General features: G+C 50.8%; 10 protein-coding genes. 2 read left to right on the top strand and 8 right to left on the bottom strand.

What is annotated here, in order from left to right; genetic code table 11:
* Window positions 1-36 precede the first annotated feature (36 nt).
* The 6 genes from ADIS_RS05395 to ADIS_RS22205 all read right to left on the bottom strand — a co-directional run bounded on the left by ADIS_RS05395 (window position 37) and on the right by ADIS_RS22205 (window position 9,161).
* Window positions 37-1,362, bottom strand: a complete 1,326-nt coding sequence (locus ADIS_RS05395) for a ferredoxin reductase family protein (RefSeq protein WP_010853352.1) — start codon at window positions 1,360-1,362, stop codon at window positions 37-39.
* Between the two features lie 67 nt (window positions 1,363-1,429).
* Window positions 1,430-3,532 (bottom strand): outer membrane protein assembly factor BamB family protein, encoded by a 2,103-nt coding sequence (locus tag ADIS_RS05390; RefSeq protein ID WP_010853351.1) that lies wholly within the window; start codon window positions 3,530-3,532, stop codon window positions 1,430-1,432.
* Window positions 3,533-3,534: 2 nt separating this feature from the next.
* The gene (locus ADIS_RS05385) at window positions 3,535-5,187 is read right to left on the bottom strand and encodes a sulfatase family protein (RefSeq protein WP_238325385.1); all 1,653 of its coding nucleotides are present in this window, start codon (window positions 5,185-5,187) and stop codon (window positions 3,535-3,537) included.
* A complete protein-coding gene (locus ADIS_RS05380; RefSeq protein WP_010853349.1) occupies window positions 5,188-6,690 on the bottom strand; it encodes an arylsulfatase in 1,503 nt (500 codons plus the stop codon).
* Window positions 6,677-8,170 carry a sulfatase gene (locus ADIS_RS05375; protein WP_035804777.1) on the bottom strand — a complete coding sequence of 498 codons (1,494 nt, stop codon included), beginning with the start codon at window positions 8,168-8,170 and terminating at the stop codon, window positions 6,677-6,679. The genes ADIS_RS05380 and ADIS_RS05375 overlap by 14 nt, the downstream gene beginning before the upstream one ends.
* Window positions 8,171-8,291: 121 nt before the next feature.
* Complete coding sequence (locus ADIS_RS22205; RefSeq protein WP_051113266.1) at window positions 8,292-9,161, bottom strand: sugar phosphate isomerase/epimerase family protein; 870 nt, start codon at window positions 9,159-9,161, stop codon at window positions 8,292-8,294.
* A gap of 107 nt (window positions 9,162-9,268) precedes the next feature.
* Between ADIS_RS22205 and ADIS_RS05365 the strand changes: the two genes are divergently transcribed.
* Complete coding sequence (locus tag ADIS_RS05365; RefSeq protein WP_010853345.1) at window positions 9,269-11,551, top strand: FdhF/YdeP family oxidoreductase; 2,283 nt, start codon at window positions 9,269-9,271, stop codon at window positions 11,549-11,551.
* On the top strand, window positions 11,548-12,426 hold the full coding sequence (gene fdhD / locus ADIS_RS05360) for a formate dehydrogenase accessory sulfurtransferase FdhD (protein WP_010853344.1): 879 nt from the start codon (window positions 11,548-11,550) through the stop codon (window positions 12,424-12,426). The genes ADIS_RS05365 and fdhD overlap by 4 nt, the downstream gene beginning before the upstream one ends.
* Window positions 12,427-12,681: 255 nt before the next feature.
* Here fdhD and ADIS_RS05355 read toward each other — a convergent pair whose 3' ends face one another.
* On the bottom strand, window positions 12,682-14,079 hold the full coding sequence (locus ADIS_RS05355) for an MATE family efflux transporter (RefSeq protein WP_010853343.1): 1,398 nt from the start codon (window positions 14,077-14,079) through the stop codon (window positions 12,682-12,684).
* Between the two features lie 134 nt (window positions 14,080-14,213).
* Window positions 14,214-14,690, bottom strand: a complete 477-nt coding sequence (locus ADIS_RS22630; protein ID WP_010853342.1) for a SixA phosphatase family protein — start codon at window positions 14,688-14,690, stop codon at window positions 14,214-14,216.
* Window positions 14,691-14,722 lie beyond the last annotated feature (32 nt).

Below are 14,722 nucleotides of genomic sequence, written 5' to 3'. Positions count from 1 at the left end.
AAAATATTTTTCGGTGTTTTTCCATATCAAAAGGGCTTAAGCCAAGTCAAAGCGTTCTGCATAAATCTGCTTCCAAGTCACTCCTTGATGCCTTAGCGCGAGCTCTGCCACGTCCATCATGGGCTCCGGACCACAAATAAAATAATCAAAAGAATTTTTATTCTCGGGTAAGTACGTATCTATCAACCGCTCATCGATTAAGCCACACTCGCCCTGCCACGCCTCATCGGGTTCTCGGAGCACATGCACCACCTGTAAGTGCAGTGCCGCCTCCAGCTCGGCCAACTCCTCGCGAAAGGGGATTTTTTTCCAGGATTCATTCCCATACAGAAGGATGCACTGCCGGGTGTCCCCGCGGATTGCCAACGTTCTCAAAATCGAAATGGCCGGTGTTACGCCTATACCTCCCACAACAAAGAAACAGGGGCGATCCTTTAATGTAAACGACCCATAGGGGCCTTCCAGAAAGGCCGTCTGACCGGACTCTAATTGAATCCAGCTTCGCGTAAAATCCCCCAAGCGCTTGGCCGTGATGGCAATAAGCGGCTCTAGCGGACTCGATGAAAAGGAAAAGGGATGCTGCTGCGTGGAAAAGGGCGAGGAATGAATGGTAATCCACAAAAACTGTCCGGGCTCGTAATGCATGCGCTCTCCTGTACGAGGCCTAAGCCTGAGTGTATAGCAGTCGTCCTTTTCCGGAATCACTTCAGCAATAGCGTAGGGCTGTTTGCTGTTTTGGAATGGCCGAACCAACCGCGAATGGACAAATAGGTACAGAAACCCGGCCAAGTATCCCCCAAACAACAGCATTTTCACCAGGTCGTTTAGGTAATGGCCCACTTGGAGGGCATGGACGATGCCGACAAACAGTATCAAGGATCCAAGCACTCCATGGAGCAGCCTCCACAATTCGTAGGACAACCCTATCAAAGACCGCCACAGGCTGCTCACCAACAAAAGAACCATACCAATCGAAGCTGCTCCAAGTGCCAAGGCACGAGGCAAATTCTCATTTGGGTCAAAATATCCCCAATATGCACTATCCACGACAAGCAGGATGACCGGGTGGGCCATCCCAAAAAGCAGCACAATCACACCTATTTCCTTGTGAAACTGTACGATATTGTCTACCCCAAACGCAGGTGCTATCTGCCGAATGCGTCCGGAAAACAGAAATTGAACCGCAAATAACCCCAACCCGACAAATCCCATCGAAACGCCCAGCTCCTCCCAGAAACCTCTGTAAGAGGGTACATTCCACCCATAGCCGATAAAGAGGGGAATCAATGCCAACACAAAAAAGATAAAAAGCCAAAGGAATCCCCGGCGGTAGCTGTAGGAAGGAATACGTGATTGGTACATAGGATGGAATAGTAGAAGTTGTTGCCCACCCCTATGGGCAACAATCTTTCTGCCAAACTACCTGACCTTACGGAAGCGCAAAGGCTACAAAACTGTCTCCACTTGGCGTACCGATACGGTTGGCCCCGCCTGCCGCGATGACCACATACTGACGTCCGTCCACTTCATAAACGGCAGGAACGGCATAACCACCGGCCGGCAGCTTGTAACTCCAAAGTACCTCACCGGTATCCGCATCGAAGGCGCGGAACATCTCGTCCGCAGAGCCCCCTACGAATACCAATCCTCCCGCAGTGGCCACACATCCACCGAAGTTCTGGGTTCCCTTGCCGCTGATGCCCCGCGCGGTGAGTGATGGGTAATCGCCGAGTGGCACCTTCCAATCGATAGAAAACGTTTCGAGATCAATGGCGTTCAGCGTGCCCCAAGGAGGTTTGGAGGCGGGGAACCCCTCTTCGTCCAAGAATAACCGAAAGCCGGCCATCACGTATTTATCCACTTTCTCTGTCGGCACGGATTCTCCTGTAGGAACCTGTCCATCGATCACAAATGACACCAACGCGTCCAATTGGGCATTGTCAAACTGGCTAAAAGCCGGCATTACACCTTTCCCACCCCGGATTATTCGCCTGATTTCCTCCTTACTGTAGCGATCCGCTATACCCAAAAGGGGAGGGTAGGCCTCTGCAAGGCCTTTACGATCCGCTCCGTGGCAGTTTGAACAGTTGAGCATATACCCCCGGTAACCAGATAGCTCGGTTTCCTCTGCACCTACCGGTGATACCGGTCGAAGCTGGAGGATCATAGCAAGCTCATTTACGTTGGCGTAGATCCGGTTACGGATGGGATCATAGGAGACCCCTCCCCAAAGCGATCCTCCGCGGGTGGCGGGCATGGTGAGTGTTCCCTCTATACTGGGCGGGGTATACATACCCTCGTTTCGGTACTTTTTCAGCTCGCTCCGTGCATAGGCATTGGCCTCCTCGGAAAGATCCGTCAGATAAGTACTGTCCATCCCCTGTGGAACCAACCTGATGCCCTGATTAAACTTCTGGGTCGGGTGGGCGCGTTCACCGGGCACATAGGAAGGAGGAACGGCTCGTTCTTCTACGGGCAGCAAGGGCTTACCTGTGTAGCGGTCCAACACAATCAACTCCCCCATTTTGGTGGGCTGCACCAGTGCCTTCACCGGTTTGCCATCGATCGGGATGGTAACCAAGGTGGGGGCACAGGGAAGGTCATAATCCCAAAGATCATGGGTTACTGCCTGGTAGTGCCACTGCCTCTCACCGGTTTTGGCATCGAGTGAGATCACGCAATTTCCAAATAGATTTTCCCCTAGTCGGTTGCCTCCATAGAAATCATAGGTTGGCGAACCAGTGGCGACAAATACCCAGCCCTTTTCCTCATCCAGACTAAGGCCTCCCCAATTATTGGTTCCACCGTAGTTTTCACCCTCCAACCATTCCCAGGTATCGTATCCGAACTCACCCGGTTGGGGGATGGTGTGAAAGATCCAGGCCAGTTTACCGGTACGTGCATGATAGGCTCGCACGTGACCAGGGGATGCGTCGTATCCCTCTCCCGTAGCTGAACCAATGATCAACAGGTTTTCGTAGAGTATTCCAGGAGTGGAAAGAGCGATGGAGAGCTTGGCAGGATCTCTTCCAAGATCCTCGCGCAGGTCAATTTTCCCCTCGTTCCCAAAGCTTTTTACCAATTCGCCATTTTTGGCGTTAACGGCAAAGAGAAAGGGGCCTGCAGGCATAAAAATCACTCCATCCGCCCCATCGTCAAAATACGTCACGCCACGGTTCACCCCCGACCCCTCATTGAAATCTGAGGAAAAAAACCGCCATAGTAGCTCCCCGGTAGCTGCATGCAGGGCAATAAGGTCCAGTTTGGGGGAAGTCACGAACATGGTGTTTCCTACCACAATAGGATTGCACTCCATCGGAGTTCGGGGCCCATTGTCGCCGGTGTGAAACTCCCATGCAGGCTGCAGCAGGTGCACGTTCTCCTTGTTGATCTGGGCCAACCCAGCGTATTGGTTTGCTTCCTTCGAGCCCCGGTACACTTCCCAGGAAGTATACCTGTTCTGGGTGTCTTGTTGGCAACCGAGGAAAAAGCCTCCAAGACCAATAAATAAGAAGATGGATAGTAGGCGCAAGGCTAGTTTGATTTAAGATCTATGGATTCAGGTTGATTAAGCCAGTCAGGTTCGGGAAATTCCCGAATGGGTGAATAACGGATATAAGTTTCGAAGATTTCTCCGTTGCCGGTCACCCGTGGATCTCCTGTACGGCGCAGATAGGTTTCCATTTCATCCCGCACCTCGGCCAGCGTAGCTTCGTAGCTCTTTTGAGTGGCCAGGTTGTTTAGGCAAAAAGGATCTGACGTCAGGTCAAACAGCTCTTCCTCCGGACGTTTGGCCACTGCCAACTGAAAATAGGTACCGTAAGTAGGGTGATCCCGATTATCTATCAGAAAATCCAGGGTGGGACAACCATCGATATCGTGATACCCCCCATGTTCAGGACCTAGGGTACCGGCATCGAGAAACTTTTGCGGTGCACCTGCCGGCCAACGCGCGGGCGCAAAATTCCGGATATAAAGCAAGTTGCCTTTACGCATCGCCCGTTGTGGGTAACCTAGGTTGTTCCATCTGGAGCTGGAATGCCTTTCGCGAGAAGAAAAAACCGGTCGGTCTACATCCACGGCATTTTCTGTCCGATCACCCCCAAGCAATGCCACCATGCTTTTCCCCTCCACCGGATTCTCCTGTGCATAAGCCGCGTAGGCCTCTCCCATTGCTGCCTCCAGAATGGTGGGGGCTACATCAATTAAGCTCACCAAGTGATCCAAGATCCGTCCGGGCTTCGCCCATTGACCCCAGCGAATGGCAAGAGGCACATGAATGCCATGCTCATACATGGTTGCTTTGGCACGTGGAAAGGCCATGCCGTTATCTGCGGTGACAATTATCAGCGTATTGTCCAGCTCACCGATCGAATCTAAATGGGCAAGCATGCGCCCCAAATGATGATCGTACCATTCTATTTCCAAGGCATAATCCAGGAGGTCACTCCTGATTTCCGGCGTGTCCGGCAGAAAAGCGGGGACATTTACGGCAAGAGGATCTTTGCCGGAAGCCAATCCGGAACCCGCTTCAAAATCACGGTGTGGTTCTGCTGCGCCAAACCAAAAACAAAAGGGCTGCTCTGACGCTCGGTCGGCCAAAAAATCCACGAAGTTCGCTGCATAGTCATTTGAAACAATGCCGGTTGTGGGGGCTTGAAGCCGCTTTTCCTGGTAAGGATTTCCTGCCGGGTTTCTTTTTCTCCCGCTGATCTCCCAATTGCCCGGTCCCCACCCTTTCTGGGTAAACCCCACGTGATAGCCCAATTCTTCCAGTACGTCAGGAAACACGGTAAACTTGGCCGGAAAAGCACTCGCATGGGTACCGGCATCCTCCAATTGCCAACAGTTCAATCCGGTTAGAATGGCGGCCCTGCTTGGACTGCACCCAGGCGAGGCCGTATAGGCCTGGGTAAACAACACCCCTTCCCTGGCGACCCTGTCGAATGCAGGGGTTTTCAGCCAATCTTCTCCATAGACAGAGGCATGGGGATAGGACTGATCATCGGAAATGACAAACAGAATGTTAGGGCGCTTCCCTTCCTTTAGCGAATAGGTGGGAGGCTGGTCCGAATGCACTCCTGAACAGCCCGCTGCCCAGCAAGCAACAGCGAGCAGGAGGAAAACAGAATGACAAGCACGATTTTCTCTACAAATTACATAAATGAATTCCATGAATCTATGCATTTAGGGGGTGGTTGCTGCCTGTAAAAAGGGCCACTCAGGATCCTCCACTCTGGCCTGGTCCATAAGGGTGGAAAGTTCATCCGCAATAGCCGGATGGGTACCTGCCAGATCTATGGTCTCACCCGGATCCTCATCGAGATCAAAGAGCATCACGGATTTGTTCCCTTCCCGGACATTCAAGCGTATTGCTTTCCATTTTCCCTTCCTTACCGCTTGCTTACCGCCCTGCTCATGAAACTCCCAATACAGGTAGTTGTGCGGCGGCTGTTCCTGACCTTTGAGGGTAGGCAAAAAGGAGATACCATCTATAGAGGAAGGGGCTTCAAGGCCAGCAATCCCAACGATTGTGGGCAACACATCCCAAAAAGCCGAAATATGGTCGGTGCGGCTGCCAGGCTGTACCACGGCTGGCCACTTGGCCAGCATGGGTACCCGAATTCCTCCCTCATACAGGTCTCGCTTGGTTCCCTGAAAGGGCCCATTGCTGTTGAAGAAAAACGGATCGGCTCCACCCTCCCGGTGAGGTCCATTGTCTGAAGTAAATATGACAAGCGTGTTTTCGGTAAGGCCCAGCTCATCAAGCAAATCCAAGATTTCCCCAACCTGCTCATCAAGCAGGGCTACCATCGCCGCAAAAGCAGCCCTCGGATAGGGCTGGGATCCGTATCCACCCACTTTAAACCGGGGATCACTTGGATCGTCAATCCCCACATAGGGTGTCTCGGGTTCGAAGCCGCTTTTATAGGCAAGTGGATTTTCGGCAGCATCTTTTTCCAAATACCGCATCATATATTCCTCCGGCGCGATAAGCTCGGCATGGGGCAGAATGGAAGGAATGTATAGAAAAAATGCCGTATCACGGTTGTTCCGGATAAAATCCAAGGTCTTTTCATGGATGAGATCGGGGGCGTACAATCCCTGCGCAACTCCTTCGTTCTCCGGAAGCGGGATCACGCCATCGTCATGGTTCAGTTCCCAAGGATAGTAATTGTGTGCAATGGTTTGGCTGTTGTATCCAAAAAACGTATCAAAGCCCTGCTTAAGCGGATCGCCGGTGCTGCCGGGATAGCCTAGACCCCATTTTCCGAACGCACCTGTGACGTATCCCGCCTGCTTAAGTAACTTCGGAATGGTCACGGCATCGGTTGGAAGCGGAAACTGCCCACCATTCATGCCCCTGTTTCCTCTGACATGTGTCTGACCTGTATGCCGCCCTGTCATCAAGGCAGACCTGGAGGGAGCACAGACAGTGGAGCCTGCATAATGCTGGGTGAACAACATGCCTTCACGGGCCAAGCGGTCGATATGGGGGGTGGCAAACTTTTCCTGGCCGTAAACACCCAAATCCCCATACCCCAAATCATCCGCCAAAATATAAATAATATTTACAGGCTTTACCTGCTCTTTGGGGGTGGAGCCACATGCGGACAGAACAGAAACAACTGCCCATCCCGACAAAATTATCAAAATTGTTTTCAAACGATTGGGTTTATTGAGGTACATACAGACCGGTGTCTCCGGCCTGCCATTTTGCTGTCAGCTCCTCTACCAGTTCCGGTCGCTGCAGGGCAATATTAATGGATTCATGCGGATCTTCAAGATGATCGTAAAGCTCGATGGAAGGCTGTTCCTCCCGGAAATATTTTGTAATCCGGTACCTATCTGTTCGCATGCTGATTCCCTTATTGAAATAGCTAAAGGCGCGGTTTTCACGTTCGGAGTCCATTCCCGTTGAAATCAGTTGGACAAGTGACTGTCCATCCAAGGGGAAATCGACCGGCAACCCACAGAGATCGGCAAGTGTGGGATACACATCTATAGAACTGACCACCGTTTCCCTACCAATACGACCGGGTTGCGCAAGGGGGTTACGGATTATCAGCGGACTTCTCAAGGCAATATCGAAGTTGGTGTGTTTGCCCCATACCCGGTGTTCCCCCAAATGCCATCCATGATCTCCCCAGACGACCACAAGGGTATTCTTTGCCAGACCGAGGCGTTCCAGCTCATCCAATACCTTGCCGATCTGCGCATCCACATAGCTGACAGATGCATAATAGGCATGGATCAGCTTTTGGGCATATTCGTCGGACAGGGATTTCTCCAACGTAGCCTTTTCATCCCCTAGTAGATACTGATTAAATTCGCCCATTCGTTGGAGGCTTGACAGGTGTACGTTTTCTGGCAACTCTTTGAAGGCCGCCAACGGGATTTGATCCCGGCTGTAAAGATCCCAGTATTTTTTGGGTGCAGTAAAGGGAAGATGCGGCTTAAAGAAACCCACACCCAGAAAAAAGGGGGCGTCGCCGTTGGCCAACTCCCTCAGTTTCTCACTTGCCAAATCAGCTGTAATACCGTCCGGGTAGCCACGATCCTCCACATCAGCCATTTCGTAAGGATATACCTTTCCTTCCAATTGCTGTCTGTTGCTTCCATCGGCATAGCCAAAAAAGGCGTTCCACCCCGTTCCCCATTTATCGGCATCAAAGAGAAACTCATCCCAACTGTGGGGCATTTCCTTCTTGGCACCCTCCGGTGATTCTTTATAGCCGTAAAGCAAGCCATCTACTGAATGACTGATCTTACCAATTCCAACGGTTCGGTAGCCATTTCTCCGAAAATGGTGGACCAAACTCTCGGGGACCAAAGCCTCCGGCCTATCCGAAATAAACTCCTCGAAGGCCGAATTTTTCAAATGACCGGCCTGCCGGGGCAGCAAGCCGGTCATAATACTGCAACGGGACGCACCACAGGTAGGCACCTGTACATAGTGGCTTTCAAAAATCGTACCCGTAGCCGCCAGCCTATCCAAATGCGGGGTCTTAATGAGGGTATTTCCATAGGCACCGATATCCGGTCTCAAATCATCGACCGCTATAAAAAGAACGTTCAACGGCTTCTCTTTACTCCCCTGGCAGGAAAAGAGCAGTATCGATAATGCCAAAGAGGCGAAGTAAACCAGTTTCATAGTGCTCGATTTCATGGGTTCAGGGAAAGGTTTGTTTTTCCATCAAGTATAATAGCATTCTCCACAAACAGCTCTTCTGATAATCCGCGAAATACGGAAAATAGAAGGGTTCCGCCCATATCATTGGCTAAGCCCATTATTTTTCCGCATACCGCGTCTGAAAGGAACGCCAAGCTTGCTGGGATTTTCGCAATGCCTCCGCGCAATCCTGTCTAATACCGTAGCATTGCAAGCCGAACATACCCGTATACCCTTTGTCACGAAGGTAACTCACAAAACGAAAGGTGTCAAAGCTGCCCTCGCCAAGTGGACGAATCAGGCGATCCCAACCCATAGACTGTGTATCCCCATCGTCAGCACCGTGAATGGACACCATCTTGAGCTGCGGAATAAGCCCATCCACACGCTGTTCCCATCCCTCTGCTCCCTCCACTTTCAGCAAGTGGCAAAGATTGAGCGTCATCCCAAAGCGAGGGTGATTGACCGCCACTGCGAGCTCTCTGGCATGCTGGGTAGTTTCACAATAGAACGCATGGTGGGGATAGATGCCCATTTGGATTTGAAATTCTTCTGCCTGCTTGGCCAGCTTGGTAAACTCCCGCACCAGTCGTGAATCTATTGATTCTTCCCTCGCGGCATAGCCCTCTACATGCACGTGAAGAGCAAATAGGGTTTCGGTGCCTCGGAAAAGGGATAGCATAGCCTCCCAATTATCCGGAAGCACAAGGGCGCCATCTCGTAGGTAAACGCCAATGTAGACCTCCGGGAGTGCCATGCCTCTGCGATCAAGCTCATCCTTTAACCCCTCCAAATCAACCGTTTCTTGGCCACCCAGCGCATCGAATCCTAGACTGCTTACCAAGGTCACCTGATCCAATACGCCTTCAGGGCAATCCACCATGGTGCGCATACAATTATTAAAGGCATAAAACGGGTTGTCAAGCGTCCGGGGTGATCCACAGGCAGCTATCACAGATGAAAATAGAAAAACCAAATATTTATTCATGAATTAAACATACAATAACATATTTTTACTTCCAAAGACCGGGAACGAAAAACTGGTTTACGTAGTAAAAAGCAACCTGACAGCACCTTTATCTCACCGTACCGATCATGTCAAAGTCATTGCCCAAACCAAAAACCGTCCCAATTCCCACGCCGGAAAGCGCTGCCGGATTGCCGTCCATACGTTCCGTTGCTTACAGAATTTGGGAAGAAACCTATATAGGGAGAGGCGTTAAAACCCTCTTCAAACTCAATCAGCCAAAGGGATTTGATTGCCCTAGCTGCGCCTGGCCCGACCCGGATCCAGACGAGGTCTCATCGGTGGCGGAGTATTGTGAAAACGGTGCGAAAGCGGTAGCGTGGGAAATAACCAAGAACCACGTAGACCGCCGCTTTTTCCAACAAAACAGCGTCTTGGCTCTTCTGGAAAAAGACGACCATTGGCTTGAAAAGCAGGGAAGGATTACGGAGCCCCTTATTCTCAAACCCGGTAGTTCCCATTACGAAGCGATAAGCTGGGAAGCTGCATTTAACGAAATATCCAACCACCTCAAGGCGTTGGACAGTCCAGACCAATCGATTTGGTATACCTCCGGTAGAACCAGCAACGAAGCCGCCTTTATCTACCAGACTTTTGTGCGGATGCTGGGCACCAATAACCTTCCCGATTGTTCTAATATGTGCCACGAAGCCTCCGGGGTAGCCTTGAAACAGACCCTTGGGATAGGCAAGGCTTCGGTCACCCTATCCGACATCCAACAGGCAGAAGTGCTTATGGTCATGGGACAAAACCCCGGCACCAACGCCCCCAGAATGCTGACCGAATTACAGAAGCTCAAGAAATCAGGTGGAAAAATCATAGCCGTTAACCCCCTGCCCGAAGCTGGCTTGATGGCCTTCCGACATCCCCAAAAACCATGGGAATGGGTCGGGTCGCCCACTTCATTGCAAGATTTGTTTTTGCCGGTACAGATCAACGGAGACCAAGCATTCTTGCTTGCCATTCAAAAGCTCTTGTGGGAAGAAGAACAAAAGCATCCAGGAACTGTCTTTGACCATGCGTTCATCCGTAGCTATACCAAGGGATACGACGCTTTGATAGCCCACCTGGATTCCTTGTCACTGGATGAACTGATCCGCGCTTCCGGATTGAAAGAAGCCGAAATTAGAGAAGCAGCGTCCTTGATGATGCATTCTAGACGAATCATCATCGCATGGGCCATGGGTATTACCCAACAACGAAATGCCGAAAGTACCATCCGGGAAATCGTCAACCTTCTATTATTAAAAGGAGCCATGGGCAAGCCGGGCGCAGGGACCTTGCCCGTGAGGGGTCACTCAAACGTGCAGGGCGACCGCACCATGGGAATCTGGGAAAAGATGCCGGAACCTTTCCTCGAAAAGCTCGGAGACGCCTTTTCATTTGTGCCTCCGAGAAAAGAGGGATTCGGAACCATTCAGGCCATCGAGGCCATGGAAAAGGGCAAAGCTAGGGTGTTTTTTGGCTTGGGAGGTAATTTTGCCCTGGCAACGCCTGACACGGAACAGGTATTCGAAGCGTTGCGTGGATGCGACCTTACCGTCCATGTTTCTACCAAACTGAATCGCAGCCACCTGATCCATGGAAAAACAGCCCTCATACTTCCCTGTCTTGGACGCACCGAAGAAGATCTTACCCCAAATGGCCGGCAATTTGTAACAACCGAAGACACTGCCGGACGGGTTCGCATGTCCATGGGAGACCTCCCCCCTGCCTCTGGCGAATTAAGAAGTGAGGTGGCCATCATTTGTGGACTGGCACGGGTGGTCTTGGGAACCGATCATGCAACGCCGTGGGAAGACCTGGCAGGGAACTACGATCTTATCCGGGAGAAAATTGAGGCCGTGATTCCCGGATTCGAGCAGTATAATAAACGGGTCCGCGAACCGGGAGGATTCTACCTCCCTAATGGTGCCAGGGAAAGGAAGTTTCAGACAGCAGACGGAAAAGCTGTTTTCACAGTGAACCCAATCTCTCCACCTCAGGTGGCCCCTGGAAATTATGTTCTCATGACATTGCGAAGCCACGACCAATTCAATACCACTATCTACGGACTCGATGACCGATATAGGGGAGTTCGTGATTCAAGGCAAGTTGTGCTGATGAATCCAGTGGATATGGAGCGCAAACACCTTCGGCAAGGAGACAAAACACGGATTACAAGCTTTTTTCAGGGACAGGAGCGCGTCCTGAGCGGATTTGCGGCACTTCCCTACGAACTCCCGGAAGGCTCCGCTGCGATGTATTTTCCTGAGGGAAATGTATTGGTGGCCTTGGATAGCCATTCTCCGGAGAGCCACTGCCCGGCATCAAAATTCATCGAAGTAAGCATCGAAAAACTACACCTATGAGGAAATTGATCGGCCCGGTGCAAAAAATTCCTATATACCGATTTCAATTCGGAAACCCACATCAAGATGCCGAGTTGGATTTAGTTGCCGTAGAAGAACCGCTTCAAATTCGGCTTCAATGGCAGGCGGACAGCACTTGGCAAGAAAAAAACCTATACGTGACCATGCGAACCCCAGGACAGGATTTTGACTTGGCTGTGGGTTTTCTCCTCGCCGAGGGGATCATCCAAGGGCTCGCAGATATCTTGTCCATGCGGTATTGCAAACGGGTAAAACCCGAGGAAGAGGGAAATGTAGTGATCGTTCGTCTAACCGGTGGGCTAGTGCCGGACTTGAGCGCAACCGATCGGAATTTCATCGCCAACTCCAGCTGCGGCGTATGCGGGAAGTCCAGTCTGGAAGAGGTGTGCAGCCGAATCGCTCCTACGTTGAACCTACCCGTCAATTTTTCGGTAAATGCCGAGGTAATCAGTGGACTAACTGCCTTTTTGAACGAAGAACAGACTGCTTTTAAGTATACCGGTGGTTTGCATGCCGCCGTTTTGTTTGATCAATCCGGAAAGGGACTCCTACTGAGAGAGGATGTAGGCCGCCACAATGCCATGGACAAACTGATTGGCGCCGCATTTCAGGAGGGCTACCTGCCCCACCCTGATCGAATTGTCTTGCTCAGTGGCAGGATAAGCTTCGAACTTGTCCAAAAGGCTGCCATGGCGGGCGTGCCTCTATTGGCTGCCCTAGGAGCACCCAGTAGCTTGGCCGTAGACCTTGCATACCATAAAGGAATCGCCTTGATCGGCTTTTTGAAAAAGCAGGGATTCAATTGTTACTCCTATCCCGAAAGGATAAAAGGTGTGGGTGGCAAAAATCACTAAACAAATTCCCACGTGAAGCTTGCCTAAAAGTGAAGCTCAAAAACTTTATCACCTAGACCAAAGGTAGGTACGGGGCTTGGTTTAAAAAATACCGTGATCGGGGTATTTTTTAAGCTATTTTTTTAAACTATTTAATAAAATATATTATTTTTCACATAAACCACCAAATCTGGTGATCGGGCCGGCCTTAAAAATACCGGCGACTTTTTCGAAATAGATTAAAAAGCCAACCCTTTCGACAGACGGAAGTCTGCCTCAAACCTTTGTCTTTTTCCAGTATCCCTTTCGAAAAAACCAAAGTGCAACCAATGCATGCAGGGAGTGGCAAAATGCGATTACGATAAAAATCCCATCGGGTCCCCAGCCCGCATATCGAGCAGCGATGTAAGCCAAGGGAATTTCCAGGAGCCAAAAGACAACGATGTTGATGTAGGCGGGTGTCTTGGTGTCTCCGGCACCGTTGAAGGCTTGGATCATCACCATACCGACCGCAAAAAAGACATAGCCCAATACGGTAATCTTTAAGCCTCTCGAAGCTACGTGTACAACCTCCGGAATATCGGTAAACCAACCGACAATCGTATCGGCAAACACCAGGTAAAGACCAGTTACCAAACCCAAAAAAATCAGGTTGTACCTTGCCGTATAATAGGCTGACAGTTCTGCCCGAAAATACTTGCCAGCACCCAAGCTTTGGCCCACCAAGGTAGAGGCAGCAGCCGAAAGTCCCCAGGCAGGCATTAGGCTGAAAATCAGAATTCGAAATGCCACCGTATACCCCGCCACGGTGGCACTTCCGAAATCAGCGGCCAATCGGGTCAAGACAATCCACGCAGCTCCGTCCACCAAAAATTGGCCCATACCACCGATTGAAATTTTGGAAATATGCTTCAATGTCTTCCATCGAACCTTAAGATTACTCCTAACGATGACCAGCCTGTGTTTTCCATTGAGCAAATGGTAGAGTTGATACACCACCCCAACCGAACGCCCCAAAGTAGTGGCCCATGCAGCTCCCTCCAGGCCCCAGCCATCGAAGTCACCCCAGCCAAAGATAAACAGTGGATCCAAAACGATATTGAGTCCATTGGAAATCCAGAGCGCCCGCATGGCAAGGTGGGGCTGCCCCGCACCCCGGAAAATTCCGTTGATTAAAAAGAGAAGGAGGATGGCCATATTCCCTGCCATGATGATCCGGGTAAATCCCGCCCCGGAAGAAATCAACTCAGGCTCGGCACCCATCAGGATAAGCAGCTCCTCCGCATAGATAAACCCCGCTATCCCCATGGCTGCCGATGACACCAGGCCAACCAACAACAGCTGAAAAGAAACCGTTCCGGCGCGGTGATAATCCCGTTCGCCAAAGCGACGTGCCACCAGTGCAGTGCCCGCCATACTGACCCCCACCCCAACCGAATAGACAATTGTCAGCATGGCTTCTGTAAGCCCTACGGTAGCCATGGCATGCTCACCGAGTTTTCCCACAAAAAAAATATCAACTACTGCGAACAGAGACTCCATCAGCATCTCTAGGATCATCGGAACGGCCAGTAGAAATATACCCGTTTTCAGGGAAATGCGCGTATAATCCTGCTCTTGTCCGCGGATTGCGTCCCGAAACAATGTAAAAAAGAGCCTTATACGCTGTGCCATGATCCAGTTGGATTTTGAATTCGGCAAAACTAAATCTTTTCTTTCCTACTAAAAAATATTTCAGCGGGAAGGCATAAGGACAGCTGGGATTTAGGGTTATGCCATGAGTTAAAGATCAAGCGTGGAAATACCCTTCACTGAATTACCTCCAATAATGTGGCCGAAGAGCGGGAAACCAAGTCCCAGCCTTCCACGTCGAGCGACACCCGTACCAACATGCCTGGAGAAAACATAATCGACGAATCCCCACTCAAGTAGCCCTGTAGGTGGGTAATACCTGGATTATGTCCGACCAAAAGAACCTGGTTATAGGTCGGCGGAAGCTTCTGCACCACGCGAAGCAGCTCTGCCAAGGAGGATTCATAGATGCCCCTATCTGAAATCTTGACACCCAACTCCAATTTCCCGTCCAGGATTTCCATGGTCTGAGTCGTGCGTCTAGCGGGGCTGTAGAGAGTTAGGTCGAAGTAAATCTGCCTGCTATCCAATACGTTGCTGAGCCTTGTCAATTGGCTGACCCCGTGTCCGGTAAGATTCCTTACATAGTCTTCGCGCATTCCATACCCTATCTCTGCCTCTCCATGTCTCAAAAGTGTAAGTATTCGTTTCACCTTGTCCTTATTTTGCGTGTAGAATTAGTAAT

Source organism: Lunatimonas lonarensis (assembly GCF_000390185.1).
In the GTDB taxonomy this organism is placed as follows: domain Bacteria; phylum Bacteroidota; class Bacteroidia; order Cytophagales; family Cyclobacteriaceae; genus Lunatimonas; species Lunatimonas lonarensis.
Note: the sequence above shows the minus strand (reverse complement) of the source record. Positions and strands in the feature narration are given on the sequence as shown.